This is a genomic window from Citromicrobium bathyomarinum (genome assembly GCF_038594485.1).
In the GTDB taxonomy this organism is placed as follows: domain Bacteria; phylum Pseudomonadota; class Alphaproteobacteria; order Sphingomonadales; family Sphingomonadaceae; genus Alteriqipengyuania; species Alteriqipengyuania bathyomarina_A.
Map to the genome: position 1 here is coordinate 441,858 of NZ_JBCFZG010000001.1, position 15,277 is coordinate 457,134.

Annotated in this window: 21 protein-coding genes; 19 read left to right on the forward strand and 2 right to left on the reverse strand. The window is 64.7% G+C overall.

What is annotated here, in order from left to right; translation table 11 throughout:
- The first annotated feature begins 97 nt into the window (after positions 1–97).
- From coxB to AAG591_RS02275, 16 genes are all read left to right on the forward strand, one after another.
- Entirely contained in the window at positions 98–1,225 is a 1,128-nt protein-coding gene (coxB, locus tag AAG591_RS02200) for a cytochrome c oxidase subunit II (RefSeq protein WP_342529293.1), read from the forward strand.
- 79 nt (positions 1,226–1,304) lie between these two features.
- Positions 1,305–3,023 (forward strand): cytochrome c oxidase subunit I, encoded by a 1,719-nt coding sequence (gene ctaD, locus AAG591_RS02205; protein WP_342529294.1) that lies wholly within the window; start codon positions 1,305–1,307, stop codon positions 3,021–3,023.
- A 103-nt stretch (positions 3,024–3,126) separates the two neighbouring features.
- Positions 3,127–4,065 (forward strand): heme o synthase, encoded by a 939-nt coding sequence (locus AAG591_RS02210; RefSeq protein WP_342529296.1) that lies wholly within the window; start codon positions 3,127–3,129, stop codon positions 4,063–4,065.
- Entirely contained in the window at positions 4,062–4,211 is a 150-nt protein-coding gene (locus AAG591_RS02215; RefSeq protein ID WP_342529297.1) for a hypothetical protein, read from the forward strand. Before AAG591_RS02210 ends, AAG591_RS02215 begins: the two co-directional genes overlap by 4 nt.
- A complete protein-coding gene (locus AAG591_RS02220) occupies positions 4,211–4,792 on the forward strand; it encodes a cytochrome c oxidase assembly protein (RefSeq protein WP_342529298.1) in 582 nt (193 codons plus the stop codon). The genes AAG591_RS02215 and AAG591_RS02220 overlap by 1 nt, the downstream gene beginning before the upstream one ends.
- Before the next feature lie 62 nt (positions 4,793–4,854).
- The gene (locus tag AAG591_RS02225) at positions 4,855–5,724 is read left to right on the forward strand and encodes a cytochrome c oxidase subunit 3 (RefSeq protein WP_342529299.1); all 870 of its coding nucleotides are present in this window, start codon (positions 4,855–4,857) and stop codon (positions 5,722–5,724) included.
- A 2-nt stretch (positions 5,725–5,726) separates the two neighbouring features.
- Positions 5,727–6,122: a DUF983 domain-containing protein gene (locus tag AAG591_RS02230; RefSeq protein WP_342529967.1), complete on the forward strand. Its 396-nt coding sequence runs from the start codon at positions 5,727–5,729 to the stop codon at positions 6,120–6,122.
- The gene (locus tag AAG591_RS02235; protein ID WP_342529300.1) at positions 6,119–6,724 is read left to right on the forward strand and encodes an SURF1 family protein; all 606 of its coding nucleotides are present in this window, start codon (positions 6,119–6,121) and stop codon (positions 6,722–6,724) included. The genes AAG591_RS02230 and AAG591_RS02235 overlap by 4 nt, the downstream gene beginning before the upstream one ends.
- 2 nt (positions 6,725–6,726) lie before the next feature.
- Positions 6,727–8,133, forward strand: coding sequence for a threonine synthase (gene thrC, locus AAG591_RS02240; RefSeq protein WP_342529301.1), 1,407 nt, complete (start codon positions 6,727–6,729; stop codon positions 8,131–8,133).
- The gene (locus AAG591_RS02245; RefSeq protein WP_342529302.1) at positions 8,133–9,119 is read left to right on the forward strand and encodes an RsmD family RNA methyltransferase; all 987 of its coding nucleotides are present in this window, start codon (positions 8,133–8,135) and stop codon (positions 9,117–9,119) included. The genes thrC and AAG591_RS02245 overlap by 1 nt, the downstream gene beginning before the upstream one ends.
- Before the next feature lie 11 nt (positions 9,120–9,130).
- A complete protein-coding gene (locus AAG591_RS02250; RefSeq protein WP_342529303.1) occupies positions 9,131–9,502 on the forward strand; it encodes a dihydroneopterin aldolase in 372 nt (123 codons plus the stop codon).
- A gap of 22 nt (positions 9,503–9,524) precedes the next feature.
- Positions 9,525–9,887, forward strand: coding sequence for a Rossmann fold domain-containing protein (locus AAG591_RS02255; RefSeq protein WP_342529304.1), 363 nt, complete (start codon positions 9,525–9,527; stop codon positions 9,885–9,887).
- Positions 9,871–10,902 (forward strand): GTP 3',8-cyclase MoaA, encoded by a 1,032-nt coding sequence (moaA, locus tag AAG591_RS02260; protein ID WP_342529306.1) that lies wholly within the window; start codon positions 9,871–9,873, stop codon positions 10,900–10,902. Before AAG591_RS02255 ends, moaA begins: the two co-directional genes overlap by 17 nt.
- A gap of 1 nt (position 10,903) precedes the next feature.
- Positions 10,904–11,146, forward strand: a complete 243-nt coding sequence (locus AAG591_RS02265) for a MoaD/ThiS family protein (protein WP_342529308.1) — start codon at positions 10,904–10,906, stop codon at positions 11,144–11,146.
- A gap of 3 nt (positions 11,147–11,149) precedes the next feature.
- Positions 11,150–11,617: a molybdenum cofactor biosynthesis protein MoaE gene (locus AAG591_RS02270; protein WP_342529310.1), complete on the forward strand. Its 468-nt coding sequence runs from the start codon at positions 11,150–11,152 to the stop codon at positions 11,615–11,617.
- 122 nt (positions 11,618–11,739) lie between these two features.
- Positions 11,740–12,258: a hypothetical protein gene (locus AAG591_RS02275; protein WP_342529311.1), complete on the forward strand. Its 519-nt coding sequence runs from the start codon at positions 11,740–11,742 to the stop codon at positions 12,256–12,258.
- On the opposite strand, the gene AAG591_RS02280 is transcribed toward AAG591_RS02275, so the two are convergent.
- Both AAG591_RS02280 and AAG591_RS02285 read right to left on the reverse strand, forming a co-directional pair.
- A complete protein-coding gene (locus tag AAG591_RS02280; protein ID WP_342529313.1) occupies positions 12,259–12,948 on the reverse strand; it encodes a Crp/Fnr family transcriptional regulator in 690 nt (229 codons plus the stop codon).
- Between the two features lie 9 nt (positions 12,949–12,957).
- Complete coding sequence (locus AAG591_RS02285) at positions 12,958–13,533, reverse strand: hypothetical protein (protein ID WP_342529314.1); 576 nt, start codon at positions 13,531–13,533, stop codon at positions 12,958–12,960.
- Between the two features lie 198 nt (positions 13,534–13,731).
- Here AAG591_RS02285 and rplU point away from each other — a divergent pair, with 198 nt between their 5' ends.
- The 3 genes from rplU to AAG591_RS02300 all read left to right on the forward strand — a co-directional run bounded on the left by rplU (position 13,732) and on the right by AAG591_RS02300 (position 15,277).
- Positions 13,732–14,265, forward strand: a complete 534-nt coding sequence (gene rplU / locus AAG591_RS02290) for a 50S ribosomal protein L21 (protein ID WP_342529315.1) — start codon at positions 13,732–13,734, stop codon at positions 14,263–14,265.
- A 31-nt stretch (positions 14,266–14,296) separates the two neighbouring features.
- Entirely contained in the window at positions 14,297–14,566 is a 270-nt protein-coding gene (gene rpmA / locus AAG591_RS02295; RefSeq protein ID WP_010414272.1) for a 50S ribosomal protein L27, read from the forward strand.
- A gap of 156 nt (positions 14,567–14,722) precedes the next feature.
- Entirely contained in the window at positions 14,723–15,277 is a 555-nt protein-coding gene (locus AAG591_RS02300) for a GNAT family N-acetyltransferase (protein ID WP_342529316.1), read from the forward strand.

Here is a 15,277-nt window from a genome sequence, read left to right on the forward strand (position 1 = left end):
AGCGCCCCTATAGGGCGAGCCCAGTGTGTAGCGCTGACCCCATGAGAATGGCGGTTATGCGCGGATTTCTTCAGGTTCGAAGGAAAGCAGTCCGACAATGCCAATTGCCGCCGCCTATCGCGATATCCGCCGTCTTGTGTTCGGTGTCCTTGCCCTCGTGGGCCTTGCATTCGCCGTTCAGGGCGTATCCGCAGCCGCGCCTGCCGCCACCGCGCCGGAGGCCTCGGCTCCCGCCGCGGCGCAGGCCGATGCCGCGCCTGCCAAAGGCGAGCCGGCCGTGGGGGCCGATGCTGCTGGCAATACGGATGGCGGCTACGAGCACCTCGGGCCGGAATGGATCAAGGGTCAGCCGACAGCGTTCGAAGACAGCCCGCTCAAGTCGATGACTTTCCAGGACCAGTACACCGACGATGGCCAGTTCGCGCTGGGGATGAACGATTACATCCTCGCGCCGGTTATCGTGTTCATCAGCGCCTTCGTGTTCTTCCTGCTGCTGGTGGTGGTGGTCCGCTATCGCCGCCGCGAGGGGCGCGAGCCTTCGCGCACGACGCATAACACGCTGATCGAGGTGATCTGGACGATCGTGCCGGTCCTGATCCTGATCGTTATCGCGGTTCCCTCGATCACGCTGCTGGCGCGCCAGTACAAGACCGCGCCGGCCGATGCGATCACCATCAAGGCGACGGGATACCAGTGGTACTGGGGTTACACCTATTCGGATAACGGCGGGTTCGAGGTCATTTCGAACATGCTGCCCCCCGAAGAGGCGGAAGCCCGCGGGCTGCCCGGGCATCTTGCGGTGGATAACCGCATGGTCGTTCCCGCTGGCGTGCCGCTGCGCATCCAGACGATCGGCGCGGACGTGATCCACTCCTTCGCCGTGCCGAGCCTGTGGTTCAAGATGGACGCCGTCCCCGGTCGCCTGAACGAGCGCGTTCTGACCATTCAGGAGCCGGGCATCTATTACGGCCAGTGTTCCGAGCTGTGCGGTGCGCGCCACGGTTACATGCCGATCGCGATCGAAGCGGTGCCGATGGACAAGTGGCGCCAGTGGGTCGCTTCGAAGGGCGGCAGCTTCGGCGATGAAGCCGAAGTGACCGAAGCCGCCGATATCCAGGCCCCGGCCAGTGCGACCGAAGGGGCGCCGGCTGCGGGCGACGGCCCGACCGCTGCGGACGATGGCAATGCGCCGTCGGTTCCGCTCGACGCGACCGAGCCGGCCTAGTCCCTAAGGACCGATTGACCCGGCGACCAACAGACGCAATTCGATCCAGATAAGCAGAACCGAAGAGAATCCGAGCGACATGGCTACCACCGCTGACACCTTCCAGGCCCACACTGACGAGCATCATCACGATGCCGATCACAAGCCGAGCTTCTTCGCCCGGTGGTTCATGTCGACGAACCACAAGGACATCGGCACCCTGTATCTGATCTTCGCAATCTGCGCGGGTCTGATCGGCGGCACGATCTCGGGCATCATGCGCGCCGAGCTGGCGCAGCCGGGCATCCAGTACCTTGGCTGGTGGGCGCAGATGATGGGCGGTGCGAACGATGTGAACACCGCGCTGCACATGTGGAACGTCTTCATCACCGCGCACGGCCTGATCATGGTCTTCTTCATGGTCATGCCCGCGATGATCGGCGGTTTCGGCAACTGGTTCGTGCCGCTGATGATCGGCGCGCCCGACATGGCCTTCCCGCGGATGAACAACGTTTCGTTCTGGCTGACCGTTGCAGGTTTCTTCTCGCTGCTGTTCTCCATGTTCGTGCCCGGCGGCACGGGCCCTGGCGCGGGTACTGGCTGGACGGTTTATGCACCGCTTTCCACCAGCGGTTCGGTCGGTCCGGCGGTCGACTTCGCGATCTTCTCCCTCCACCTCGCGGGCGTAGGCTCGATCCTGGGTGCGACGAACTTCATCACCACCATCTTCAACATGCGCGCGCCGGGGATGACCCTGCACAAGATGCCGCTGTTCGTGTGGTCGGTGCTTGTGACCGCTTTCTTGCTGCTTCTCGCGCTGCCGGTTCTGGCCGCCGCGATCACCATGCTGATTACCGACCGTAACTTCGGCACGACCTTCTTCGATCCGGCCGGCGGCGGCGACCCGATCCTGTACCAGCACCTGTTCTGGTTCTTCGGGCACCCCGAAGTGTACATCATGATCCTGCCGGGCTTCGGCATGATCAGCCAGATCGTCGCGACCTTCAGCCGCAAGCCGGTGTTCGGTTACCTCGGCATGGCCTACGCGATGGTCGCCATCGGCGTGGTCGGCTTCATCGTGTGGGCGCACCACATGTATACCGTGGGCCTCGACGTGAACACGAAGATGTACTTCACCGCTGCTACCATGGTCATCGCGGTGCCCACCGGCGTGAAGATCTTCAGCTGGATCGCGACCATGTGGGGCGGCTCGATCGAGTTCAAATCGCCGATGGTGTGGGCGATGGGCTTCATCTTCCTGTTCACCGTGGGCGGTGTGACGGGCGTCGTGCTCGCCAATGGCGGCGTCGACGACAACCTGCACGACACTTACTACGTCGTCGCGCACTTCCACTACGTGCTGTCGATGGGTGCGGTGTTCTCGATCTTCGCAGGGTTCTACTACTGGTTCCCGAAGATGAGCGGACGCATGCACAGCGAATTCCTCGCGCACCTGCACTTCTGGGTGTTCTTCGTCGGCGTGAACATCGTGTTCTTCCCGATGCACTTCCTCGGTGCGAACGGTATGCCGCGCCGCATCCCGGATTATGCGGAGGCCTTCGCTTTCTGGAACCACGTTTCGACGATCGGTTACATGATCGTGGTGGCGTCGGTCCTGATCTTCTTCGTCAACCTGGTCTACGCGTTCACCGCGGGCCGCCGGGCCGAAGGCAACTACTGGGGCCCGGGTGCGACGACGCTGGAATGGACTCTGTCCAGCCCGCCGCCGTTCCACCAGTTCGAAACGCTGCCGGTGATCGAAGAGCATCACGACTATCACGATCACCTGCCGCGCGACGCGAAGCCGGCCACGGCCTGAGCAATCGACTGACGGACGGGGTGCCAGCGAGCTCGTGCCCCGTCCTTCGTCCCCGATTTCCGGCGCGCAGGTGCCCGACCCGCGCGAGGACCGACCGAATATAATGACCAGCACGACGACCCTTTTTACGCCGACCGCAGCGACGCCGATGTCGAGCCATTGGCGCGACTTCCTCGCGCTGGCGAAGCCGGGCGTGGTGCGTCTGGTCGTCTTTACGGGTCTGTGCGGCATGCTCGCCGCGCCCGGCAGCATCAATCCGGTGCTCGGTTTCGCGGCGATCCTCTCGATTGCGCTCGCAGCGGGCGGCGCCGCCGCGTTCAACCAGTGGTACGAGGCCGATCTCGACTCCCGGATGAAACGCACCGCGCGGCGCCCGATTCCGGCCGGGCGCGTGGCGCCCAAGGATGCGCGCGACTTCGCCGCGTTGCTGTGCGGCGCGTCGGTACTCGTAATGGGCCTAGCGATTGGGTGGCTGGCCGCGTCGATCCTCGTCGTATCGATCTTTTACTACGTCGTGGTGTACACGATGTGGCTCAAGCCGCGGACCCCGCAGAACATCGTCATCGGGGGCGGGGCAGGTGCCTTTCCTCCGCTGATCGGATGGGTTGCCGTCACGGGCGACATAACGCTGACGCCGATCCTGCTATTCGCGATCATCTTCTTCTGGACGCCGCCGCACTTCTGGGCGCTCGCGATGTTCGTGAAGAGCGATTACGCCAAGGCTGGCATTCCGATGATGCCGGTCGTCCGCGGAGAGCGCGCCACGCGCTGGCAGATACTCGCCTACGCACTGTTCATGGTCCCGCTGGCTGCCGCGCCCTGGTATCTCGGAACGGCAGGGATTGTATATGGTGTGGCCTCGCTCGTCCTGACCGGTATGTTCGCTCTTCTGGCCGTGCCGGTGGGGCTGCGGACGTCGGGCGCGCAAGATACCATGAAGCCTGAAAAGCGGCTGTTCGCCTATTCGATCATTTACCTGTTTGCGCTGTTCGGCGTGCTGGTGATCGACCGGGTGCTGCAGGATGCCGGAGTGATCGGATGAACGAAAACGAATCCAACCGGATGACGCCCGAAGAGGAAGCGCGGTTCAAGAAGGCGCGCAAAGGCCGCAATCTCGCGATCGGAGCCGCGCTGCTGTTCCTCGCCGTGCTTTTCTACGCGATCACGATCGTGAGGATGGGCGACTGATGGGCGCGACAGCATCTTCGGGTATCGAGAACAAGAACCTGCGCATGGCGATTATCGCATTCGGCATCGCGCTCGCGATGGTTGCGCTCGGCTTTGCGTCCGTGCCGCTGTACCGCATGTTCTGCCAGGTGACGGGTTTCGCAGGCACCACGCAGGTGGGGACAGAAAGCGACGCCGCCATTGCTGCGAATCTCGCCAAGAGTGCCGGTACTCCGCCAATCTCGATCCGTTTCGATGGTAACACCGATCCCGGTTTGCCGTGGGACTTTGCGCCCGAGCGGACCACGGATACAGTACAGATCGGTATCCGTGACCTTGCGTTCTTCACCGCGAAGAACAATTCGAGCAAGCCGATCACGGGTACTGCGACCTTCAATGTCGAGCCCGAGCAGGCTGCGCCGTATTTCAACAAGATTCAGTGCTTCTGCTTCACCGAACAGACCCTGCAGCCGGGCGAAGAAGTCCGCATGCCGGTGCTGTTCTATGTCGATCCGGCGGCGCTCGACGATCCGAATATGGAAGGGGTGGAGCAGATTACCCTGAGCTACACCTTCCACGCGAAACCATCGCAAGATAGCTGACCCACTGGACCACGGCGAGCCGCCTCGGTATGGGCGGAGCCGCTGAAAAGGAAAGACGACCTATGGCCGGCGCCAAAACCCACGATTATCACATTCTCGCCCCCGATATCTGGCCGTTCGTCGGCGCGTTGTCGGCGCTCACCTTCACCACCGGCATGGTGTTCTACATGCACAATGATGTGCTGTCGGGCTGGCAGGTGATCCTGGGGCTGGGCATTGCCGGTCTTATCGCGACCTTCTGGGGCTGGTTCTCCAAGATCGTCAACGAAGCGCAGGCCGGCGATCACACGCCCGTGGTGCAGCTGCACATGCGTTACGGCATGATCCTGTTCATCCTTTCCGAAGTGATGTTCTTCGTCGGATGGTTCTGGAGCTGGTTCGATTTCGCGCTGTTCCCCGCTCCGCTGCAGATGGTGGCGGAAAACACCTGGCAGAACCTGATCGGCCAGGATGGCGCAGCCGCTTTCGCCAACTTCCCGGCTGACGGCATCCATGTGATCGACGCCTTCGACCTGCCGCTGATCAACACGCTGATCCTGCTGTGTTCGGGCACCACGGTGACCTGGGCGCACCACTCGCTGATCAACGGCGACCGCGAAGGGCTCAAGCTTGGCCTGTGGGCGACCATCGGCCTCGGCATCCTGTTCACGTCGATCCAGGCGTACGAATACATGCATGCGCCGTTCGGCTTCGGGTACGTGAACTACACCAGCGCCTTCTACATGGCGACCGGCTTCCACGGGTTCCACGTGCTGATCGGTACGATCTTCCTGATCGTCTGCCTGCGTCGCGCCTATCTGGGCCACTTCACCCCGCGCCAGCACTTCGGTTTCGAAGCCGCTGCGTGGTACTGGCACTTCGTCGACGTCGTGTGGCTGTTCCTGTTCATCGTCGTCTATGTCTGGGGTGGCTGGGGCGCCGAAGTTCACTGATGATGGATGACGGCCGCAAGGCCCCCGATTCCCCGAACAATACGAAGGGGCAGCCCGCGCTTGGCGAGGCTGCCCTTTTCGGTCTGTGCCCGCGCTGTGGCGAGCGGACGCTGTTCGCGGGCTGGGTGGCCTTTGCGCCGCAGTGCCCCTCTTGCGGGCTTGCGTTCGACCGGTTCAACGTCGGCGACGGCCCGGCCGCTTTCCTGACCCTTATCATCGGGGCGATCCTTGTCGGGCTCGCCGCATGGCTCGCGGTCGCGGTGTCGCCGCCCTGGTGGGTTCATGTTTTGCTGTGGGTGCCGCTGGGCTTTGCCCTGACGATTGGCGGCCTGCGCGCGGCGAAGGCGGCGCTCCTGTGGTCCGAATACCGACAGAAGGCGGGTGAGGCAGGGCAATGAAGTATGTGCGTCAACTCCCGCTTATCTCGACGATTGTCGTCGTTCTTGCGGCTGCGATCATGGTCGGGCTCGGCTTTTGGCAGCTTGGCCGGGCCGACGAGAAGGAAGGGTTGCTCGCGCGCTATGCGGCTGCAGGCGACAATAAGGAATTGGTCGCATGGCCGGGCGACGACAAGGACCTGCTCAAGAAGCGGCTCTATCGTCGTAGCGAGGTCGATTGCACCAAGGTGACGGAGCTGACCGCCGTTGCGGGGACCAACGCGAAGGGAACGCCGGGCTGGGCGCAGATCGCCGAGTGCGAGATCAAGGGCGGCGGCACTGCCCGGATCGCGCTGGGGTGGACCCGGGTGCCCGATGGCCCCATCTGGAACGGCGGCGAAGTGACGGGAATTCTCGCTCCCGGACCGCGCCTTGTGGCCGATCCGCCGCGTGCCGGGCTCATCCCGCTCGAACGCCCCGATCCGTCGGACCTGCCGAACAACCACATGGCCTATGCGTGGCAGTGGTTCCTCTTCGCACTGACCGCGCTGGTGATTTACGGGCTGGCCGTGCGCAAGCGAGTGCTGGGAAGCGATTCCGCTGATCAGAACGAGGAGGGCTGACGATGCGCTACATATCCACTCGCGGCAGAGCCCCGGTGCTCGATTTCGAAGGCGTCACGCTGACCGGGCTTGCGAGCGATGGCGGGCTGTACTTACCGGAAAGCTGGCCGCAATTTTCTGCGGACGAGATTCGCGCGATGCGCGGGCTCAGCTATCCCGAACTTGCCTACGAGATCATGGCACCCTTCGTGGGCGACAGCCTTACCGACCAGGAACTGCTCGGGCTCTGCCAGCAGGCCTACGGCGCGTTCGACCATGCTGCGGTGACGCCGCTGGTCCAGCTCGACCAGCAGCACTGGCTGCTCGAACTGTTTCACGGGCCGACGCTGGCGTTCAAGGATGTCGCGCTGCAACTGCTCGGCCTGCTGTTCGAGAAATTTCTGGAGAAGCGCGAGCGTCCGCTGACGATCATCGGCGCGACCAGTGGCGATACCGGATCGGCAGCTATCCATGCGGTCGCGGGGCGTGAGGGCGTGGAGATATTCATGCTCCATCCCGAAGGCCGGGTGAGCGAGATCCAGCGCCGCCAGATGACCACGGTGAGCGCCTCCAACGTCCACAATATCGCGATTGCAGGCAGCTTCGATGACGCGCAGTCGCATGTGAAGCGGATGTTCGCGGATCCTGTGCTGACCGACACGCTCGACATCGGCGCGGTCAATTCGATCAACTGGGCGCGGCTGATGGCGCAGGTGGTGTATTATTTCGCCGCCGCGCTCCAGCTCGGTGCGCCCGACCGCAAGGTCGCCTTCAGCGTGCCGACGGGAAATTTCGGCGATGTCTTCGCGGGCTACGTCGCGGCACAGATGGGCCTGCCGGTCGAGCGGCTAATCGTCGCAACCAACAAGAACGACATCCTCGCGCGCGCAATTCGCGATGGCGACTATTCGGTGGGCGAAAGCCACGCGACGATCACCCCGTCGATGGATATCCAGGTCAGCTCCAATTTCGAACGGTTGCTGTTCGAAGCCAACGGACGCGATGCCGAAGGGCTCGCCGCGCAAATGGATGGGTTCGGCCAGAGCAAGACGCTGGCGCTCGATCCCATGCAGCGCGAGGGGATCGCGGAGATGTTCTCCGCACACCGCGCCACGCCCGAGGATACGCTGACGGCGATGCGCTGGGCGTATGAGAATTGCGGCGAGGTGATCGACCCACATACCGCCGTGGGCCTCCACGCGGCATGCTCGCTGACGATGGCGGACGAGATCGACCCGGCGATACCTGTCGTCACGCTCGCCACCGCGCACCCGGCGAAGTTTCCCGATGCCGTGGAGCAGGCGATCGGCACCAGAGCAGATTTGCCCGACCGCGTGGGCGATCTGTTCGCGCTGGAAGAACGCTTCGAGACGCTGTCCGCCGATTACGAGGCGGTGCGCGACTACATCTCGGCCAAGGCCACCCGCTGATGGCCGAGCTGAGCCTCGAACCGCAGCTGATGATCGGGCAGCCCTGGGCGGACTATGGGCTGATCGACAGCGGCCATGGACGCAAGCTGGAGCGATTCGGCCGCTTCCGCTTTATCCGCCCCGAACCGCAGGCGATGTGGAGCCCGCGGCAGGACGACTGGCAGGCCGACGGCGAGTTCCTCCCCGGCGCGGACGAGGATGGCGGCGGGCGCTGGGATCTCTCGCCCGAAGTTCCCGACAGCTGGACGCTCGCGTGGGACGATGTGCGCTTCAATGCGCAATGCACCCCGTTCCGCCACCTCGGCTTCTTCCCCGACATGGCCCCGGTGTGGGAATGGATGCGCGCCCAGCTCAATCCTCCCCAAAATGGGGAGGGGGACCACCCGCAGGGTGGTGGAGGGGCGGACACTCCCGCCACGCCCCCTCCGTCAGCCGCTGACGCGGCTGCCACCTCCCCCGAGGGGGGAGGATCGAGTACCCTCAACATGTTCGGCTATACCGGCGTCGGCACGCTCGCACTGAGCCGGTGCGGGCAGGTCACGCATGTCGATGCCTCCAAGAAATCGGTGGCGCAGGCGCGTGAGAACGCCGCGCTTGCCAAGATGGAGGATCGCCAGATCCGCTGGCTGGTCGACGATGCGGCCAAGTTCGCCGCGCGCGAAGTCCGCCGCGAGAATCGCTACGACGGGATCATCCTCGACCCGCCCAAGTTCGGACGCGGGCCGAAGAACGAGACCTGGCGGATCGAGGAAGGGCTCGCCCCGCTGATCGCCGACTGCCGCCAGCTGCTCGACGAAAACAGCCGCTTCCTGTTCCTGACCGTCTATGCCGTGCGGATGAGCAGCCTCGCGCTCGCCGCGCTGCTCGACGAAGCATTTGCTGGCCTGCCCGGCACGATCGAACACGGCGATCTGGGCGTGCGCGAGGAAGATAATGGCCGCGTTCTGCCCACCGCCATCTTCGCACGCTGGCGCAATCCTGCCTGAAGGGCCTTCCGATGACCGACAGCCTCACCCTGCAGTTCGCCGACATCGAGACCGATGTGCTCACCGGGATTTATTCCGAAGAGACGGGCAAGCCGCAGCCGCTGCGGATCACGATCGATGTGCATATCCGCCCACAGCAGCGCTACGAGCCGGACACCACGCTCGACGCGAGCAAGAACTACATGGACCTGAAGCACGCCGCGACCGAGGCTTTGCCCGAAGGCGTCCACTTCAAGCTGATCGAGGCGGTCGCGGACCATATCTGCGAAACGCTGTTCCTGCAGGATGCGCGGATTCACGCGATCACGGTCAAGATCGTGAAGCTCGCCATTGCGGTCGATAACGAGAAGATCGGCATCACGCTCCATCGCGAGCGGCCTTGAGGTGGAAGACTCAGCACTCGCAATGATCCGGGTGGACCCGCTGCCCGAGTCCGCGCTCGATGCGGCGGCGGCGTTCCATGCCAAATGGGCGGACGAGGTGCGCAATGCCGCTGCGCAGGGCAGCGAGTTCATTGTCGTGGTGCTGCATCCCGCCCCGTTCGACCATGCCGACTGGCGGCGCGCGGCGGCGCGCGATCTGGCGCGTGCCTATCCCGATCATTGCATCAATATCGTTGGTGGAATGGAGGGCGGCGCGCTCGCGCGGATGGTCGAATTCCTTGGCCGCGCGCCCGCAATTACCGGACAATATTTGCCCCTTGCAGACAGCGCCCCTTGCGAGAGCGGCAGCGATGGCCGACTTGGGGACGATGACACGGACGGTTGATCGCCTCGACACGCTGACCGCGCCCGCGCCGCTGGTCGATACGCATCAGCGGCGGATCACCTATCTGCGCCTGTCGGTCACCGATCGCTGTGATCTTCGCTGCACCTATTGCATGCCTGAGCGGATGCAGTTCCTCCCCAAGGCGGAGGTGCTATCGCTCGAAGAACTCTACCTGCTGGCGCGCAGCTTTATGGCGCGCGGTGTGCGCACGATCCGGCTGACCGGCGGCGAGCCGCTGGTGCGCCGCGACGTGATCGACCTGGTGCGCGCGATTGGCCGCCATGTCGGGTCTGAGCTCGACGAAGTGACGCTGACCACCAACGGTACGCAGCTGGCGAGCCACGCCGCTGCGCTGGCGAGGGCAGGGGTGCGTCGGATCAATGTCTCGCTCGACACGCGCGACCCGGCGACGTTCCAAGCCCTGTCGCGCCGCGATGCCTTGCCGCAAGTGCTCGAAGGGATTGCCGCCGCGCGCGAGGCAGGCTTGCAGGTCAAGCTCAACACGGTCGCGATGCGCGGTGTGAATGACGCCGAGATTCCCAATCTGGTCGCGTGGGCGCACGCACAGGGCCACGCCATCAGCCTGATCGAGACCATGCCGCTCGGCGAGGTGGACGAGGCCCGCGAGGATCGCTTCGTCTCACTGACCGATGTGCGCCGCGATCTGGAGACGCGCTGGACCCTGACGCCCAGCGACGCGCGCACGCCCGGGCCATCGCGTTATTTCGACATTGCAGAGACCGGCGGGCGGATCGGCTTCATCACTCCGATGAGCGAGAATTTCTGCTCCGGCTGCAACCGCCTGCGGGTAACCGCGACCGGGCAGCTTTACCCGTGCCTCGGCGGAGGCGAGCGGGTCGACCTACGCGCCGCGCTTCGCTCCGATGCGCCCGAAGCAGAGGTGGCCGGTGCTCTGGATCGCGCGATGCTGATCAAACCCGAGAGACACGACTTCCAGATCGGTGCGGGCCTCGCGCCAACGCAGCCGCGCCATATGTCGGTGACCGGAGGGTAAGATGGCAGTGCGCGTCCTCTTTCTCGGCCCCTTGCGCGATCTGGCCGGTGTCCCGCAGGCCGAATATCCCGCTCCGCTCGATTGGGAAACGCTGCTCGCCGCAGTGCCGCCCGCCGTAGCCGAGCAACTGCGCGAACCGCCCGTGCATGTCGCCTGCGCGGGCATGGTTCTGGCGGACAAGGCCGATCTCGCCGCGCGCGATGACGACGAAGTCGCGCTGCTGCCGCCGGTCAGCGGAGGCTAGCCGATGACGCGGCTGACGCTCGAAGCCCCCGCCGATGTGCGGCTGCTCGACAAGGGGTTGTCGGCAGGCGAAGCGCTGGCCGCGTTTAACGCGGCGCATCCCGAGGCGGGCGGGATTGCGACATTCCTGGGCAAAGTGCGGCCCGACGATGATGTGCGCGTCCTCGAACTCACCCATTACGAGCCGCTGACCCTGCCCGGAATGCGCGAACTGGCGGACAAGGCGCTCACGCGCTGGCCGCTCGACGGGGTGCTGGTGTGGCACCGAATCGGGGTGATGCATCCTGGCGAGGGGATCGTGCTGGTCGCTGCCGCCGCCCGCCATCGCCGCGATGCCTTCCACGCGGTCGATTTCCTGATGGATTACCTCAAGAGCGCGGCGTGGCTGTGGAAACGTGAAAAACGCGCCGATGGCTGGCACTGGATCGAGCCGCGCGCGCAGGACTTTGCCGACCGCAACCGATGGGCGTGACGATAATTTTCGTAATTTGATCCAGATCAAGGCGCGCAGCCCGCGGTTCGAGCAAACCGCTTCTCGATGATAGCGAGGAGCACCGGAAAGACGGCTCCTCAACCATGACGAGGAGCGATACCATGTCCGAACGTCTGAACAGTGCGACCGTAGCCGACAAGGCAATCGTGCACGCCGAGTTGCCCAAGGCTCGCGTAAATACGCATGGCTTCTTCGATGGGCCGGGCATGGGGTTGGTCGATGCGCTCTCCGCCGACACTGCCGAACGGGCGAACATCAGGCAGGATGTCGACCGCACCTTCGAAATGCCGAGCGTACTCTACGGCGCGACCGTCGCGCTCTATCTCGGCTTCATCGCGATGCTCGGCATCGGGTTTTCCAGCCCCGAACTTGCGATCCCGATGGCGATCTTCGCTATCTTCATCGTCGGGCTGTTCGCAGCACCAGCCGCGTGGCTCAGGCTGGGGCGCAAGCCGCAGGTACGGGCAAAAAGCTTCGGTGACCTGCTGCGCGGCGGGATCGATACTAATACCGGACGGCTGAAAGGGCGCGACGCAGTCGTGCAGATGATGATCCTGCCGGTTCTCATCGTGGCGTGGGGAAGTGCAGTGCTGGTGATTGCCGCAACAGTCAGCGCCTAATCATACCTCCGCCATGAGGGAGAGGCGCGCGGGGTCGACCAGTTCGATCCCGCGTTTGCCGTGCCGCCGGATCGCGCCCGATTTTTCGAGCGCGGTGATCTTGCGACTCACAGTCTCGATCGTCAGACCCAGCATGTTGGCGCATTCGGCGCGGCTGAGCGGCAGATCGAACTCCTGCGCAGGGTGGCAGGGCGAATCGCTCGCCGCCTGCGCGAATCCTAGGATCAGCCCGGCAACGCGCGCCTGGGCATCGGGCTTGCCGGTCAGCGCCAGCAGGGTGCGGCTCGCATGCAGGTCTTCCTGCGTCCGGCGCAGCAGCGCGCGTCCCAGGGCCGGGTGCTCCGACATCGCGGTTTCTATGTCCTCCCCGGCGAACAGGCAGACCTCCGACGGGGCGAGCGCGACGACCTCGTGATCATCGAATGGCTGGAAGAATTCCCCCACGAAGCCCGCCGGGTGGACCAGCGCGAGAATACGCTCGCGTCCTTCGGCATCGGTGGTGGAGACTTTCAGCGCGCCGCTTGTGAGAGTGGCGCAAGCGGTCACCTTCTCGCCGGCATGGAAAAGGACTTCGCCGGGTTCGAGCGTGCGGTGGCGGCCGCGCTGGGACAGATCTTCGCGCTCTTCGTCGCTCAGCACGGAGCAGGCGGCACGATCGCGGACAGGGCAGGTGGCGCAGGCAAGACTCATGTGCGCTGCCTAGCGCGGAGAGAGTTCGTCGAGAACCCCGTCCTCCTGCGCGATCAGCGCGAGCACCGCGTTGCGTGCGGCAACGATTTCCTCGACCGGCTCGCCATCGACCGAGCGGACGGCAACCAGCGTATCGAGGTCGGCGAGCGGGATCGAGGTGCGCGAGCGGATGGATCGGAGGTTGGCATAGGCAACCTCGGCGCGGCCCCAGCTCTTCGAGCCTACGCCTCCACGCTCGGCGATGGCGGAGCGGGTGGCCGGCACGGCACGTTCGAAATCCGCATGCGCTTCACGCGCCTGTGCTTCCAGCTGTGCGACACGTTCGAGCAGATCTGTGGAAAGGGCAGGCGGCGGCGGTGGGGGTGCGACCTGAGCGGGCGGCTCGAACTGTCCGGTCGTGGGCATCTCGCCACCTTCGGGGCACTGGGCGCAATCGGCGCAGTCCCCGGTCGGCCGGGGTATCTGCCCCATCTGATATTCGGCTTCGCGCACGGCAAGCGAGGGATACTCGCCATCGGGCGTGGTCGCGCAGGCGGCAAGGGCCACGGCGCAGGCAAACAGAGGGACAATGCGGAAGGCGTTCATGCGCGCATCCTTAGCACGGCGTGCTGCGCGTGGTAGGGGAGATAAGGCGGGGCACGCGATTCTGTCATTCGCGGCGTTGACTTCCCGCGATTCCTGCCGTAAGCGCGCCCTTCTTTGGGGGGCGCACCTTCGTGTTGCCCGTCGACACGCTGTCTCGTTAGGGGCGGCGTCACAGCTAAACGATTGAAAGTAGAACCGATGTTCGCAGTGGTGCGCACGGGCGGCAAGCAATACCGGGTTGCCGCCGGAGATAAAATCGCAGTCGAAAAGCTCGCAGGCGAAGCCGGCGACACGATCACCCTGGGTGACGTGCTGCTCGCTGGCGAGGGCGACAGCCTTTCCGACGCTGGCAAGGTCTCCGTTTCGGCGGAAATCATCGCCCAGGCGAAGAGCGAGAAGGTGGTGGTGTTCAAGAAGCGCCGTCGCCACAATTATCGCCGCAAGAACGGCCACCGCCAGCAGATGACGCTGCTGCGCATCCTCGAAGTGGGCGAAGGCAGCAAGAAGGCTGCCGCCAAGCCTGCCGCGAAGAAGGCGGACGTTGCGGACGACAAGGCTGCCGAAAAGGCTCCGGCCAAGAAGGCTGCTGCGCCCAAGGCAGACACGGCTGACAAGCCCGCCGCCAAGAAGGCTGCGCCGAAGAAGGCCGCTGCAACCAAGGCTGCCGACAAGAAGCCTGCGGCGAAGAAGGCTCCCGCCAAGAAGGCGGCTGACAAGGATTCGGACGCCTAAGCGCGCCCCAGACGGATAAGGACGAAGAGCAATGGCACATAAGAAAGCAGGCGGCTCGTCGCGCAATGGTCGCGATTCGGCAGGCCGTCGTCTCGGCGTGAAGAAGTTCGGCAGCGAAGGCGTTGTCGCGGGCAACATTATCGTGCGCCAGCGCGGGACCAAGTTCTATGCGGGCAGCAATGTCGGCATGGGCAAGGACCACACCCTCTTCGCGCTTACCGACGGTATTGTACGCTTCCACGACGGGAAGCTCGGCCGCAAATACGTATCGGTCGACATGCTGGCGCAAGCGGCAGAATAATCGGACGCTTCACAAACAGGGCCGTCCAACGAGGCGGCCCCGCCGGAGGTAGCATCCGGCCATCAAGGGAGAGGGGGCCAGCCCCGTCTCCCTTTTTTCGTCTCCCTTGTCGGCGTGGTTTTCCGAGGAGGAACTGCGCCCCGGGGAGAAGTCACGATGTTTCATCGGAGCGAGAGATTGCTGTTGCGGCCGCCATGGCCGGAAGACTGGCAGGCGGTGTTTGCCGGGATCGCGGACGAAGGCGTGGTCCGCAACATGGCAAGCGCGCCGTGGCCCTATGCGCAGGACGACGCGCGGGAGTGGTGCGCGCAACCGCAGGATCCCTACGCGCCGCGCTTCCTCGTCACGCTCGCCGATAGCGGCGAGGTCATCGGCTGCATCGGGTTCGACCCCTTGCCGGTCGAAGACGGCGGCGGCGATAGGACGATGGAGCTGGGCTACTGGATTGCCCGCAAGCACTGGGGCCGGGGCTATGCCAGCGAGGCTGCGCGCGCCGTGATCGAGGTCGCGCGGGCCTGCGGCCACCCCCGCATCGTCGCGAGCCATTTCATCGACAATCCCGCCTCGGGCCGGGTCCTGCGCAAGGCAGGCTTCCTGCCGACCGGCAGGATCGAACTGCGTCACAGCAGGGGGCGCGGCTACGAGGCCCAGACGGTCTGCTATGCGCTCGACCTCGAAGAGGTGGACCAGGGAATGCCGGCGGCAGCGTAA

Bases quoted from the DNA above. Each gene is read 5' to 3' on its own strand.
- AAG591_RS02255 (WP_342529304.1), top strand. From the start codon at position 9,525: ATGATCCGGGTGGACCCGCTGCCCGAGTCCGCGCTCGATGCGGCGGCG.
- AAG591_RS02230 (WP_342529967.1), top strand. From the start codon at position 5,727: ATGGATGACGGCCGCAAGGCCCCCGATTCCCCGAACAATACGAAGGGG.
- rplU (WP_342529315.1), top strand. From the start codon at position 13,732: ATGTTCGCAGTGGTGCGCACGGGCGGCAAGCAATACCGGGTTGCCGCC.
- AAG591_RS02285 (WP_342529314.1), bottom strand. From the start codon at position 13,533: ATGAACGCCTTCCGCATTGTCCCTCTGTTTGCCTGCGCCGTGGCCCTT.
- AAG591_RS02250 (WP_342529303.1), top strand. From the start codon at position 9,131: ATGACCGACAGCCTCACCCTGCAGTTCGCCGACATCGAGACCGATGTG.
- ctaD (WP_342529294.1), top strand. From the start codon at position 1,305: ATGGCTACCACCGCTGACACCTTCCAGGCCCACACTGACGAGCATCAT.
- AAG591_RS02280 (WP_342529313.1), bottom strand. From the start codon at position 12,948: ATGAGTCTTGCCTGCGCCACCTGCCCTGTCCGCGATCGTGCCGCCTGC.
- AAG591_RS02275 (WP_342529311.1), top strand. From the start codon at position 11,740: ATGTCCGAACGTCTGAACAGTGCGACCGTAGCCGACAAGGCAATCGTG.
- AAG591_RS02210 (WP_342529296.1), top strand. From the start codon at position 3,127: ATGACCAGCACGACGACCCTTTTTACGCCGACCGCAGCGACGCCGATG.
- AAG591_RS02215 (WP_342529297.1), top strand. From the start codon at position 4,062: ATGAACGAAAACGAATCCAACCGGATGACGCCCGAAGAGGAAGCGCGG.
- AAG591_RS02245 (WP_342529302.1), top strand. From the start codon at position 8,133: ATGGCCGAGCTGAGCCTCGAACCGCAGCTGATGATCGGGCAGCCCTGG.
- thrC (WP_342529301.1), top strand. From the start codon at position 6,727: ATGCGCTACATATCCACTCGCGGCAGAGCCCCGGTGCTCGATTTCGAA.
- rpmA (WP_010414272.1), top strand. From the start codon at position 14,297: ATGGCACATAAGAAAGCAGGCGGCTCGTCGCGCAATGGTCGCGATTCG.
- AAG591_RS02265 (WP_342529308.1), top strand. From the start codon at position 10,904: ATGGCAGTGCGCGTCCTCTTTCTCGGCCCCTTGCGCGATCTGGCCGGT.
- AAG591_RS02300 (WP_342529316.1), top strand. From the start codon at position 14,723: ATGTTTCATCGGAGCGAGAGATTGCTGTTGCGGCCGCCATGGCCGGAA.
- AAG591_RS02225 (WP_342529299.1), top strand. From the start codon at position 4,855: ATGGCCGGCGCCAAAACCCACGATTATCACATTCTCGCCCCCGATATC.
- AAG591_RS02270 (WP_342529310.1), top strand. From the start codon at position 11,150: ATGACGCGGCTGACGCTCGAAGCCCCCGCCGATGTGCGGCTGCTCGAC.
- moaA (WP_342529306.1), top strand. From the start codon at position 9,871: ATGACACGGACGGTTGATCGCCTCGACACGCTGACCGCGCCCGCGCCG.
- AAG591_RS02235 (WP_342529300.1), top strand. From the start codon at position 6,119: ATGAAGTATGTGCGTCAACTCCCGCTTATCTCGACGATTGTCGTCGTT.
- coxB (WP_342529293.1), top strand. From the start codon at position 98: ATGCCAATTGCCGCCGCCTATCGCGATATCCGCCGTCTTGTGTTCGGT.
- AAG591_RS02220 (WP_342529298.1), top strand. From the start codon at position 4,211: ATGGGCGCGACAGCATCTTCGGGTATCGAGAACAAGAACCTGCGCATG.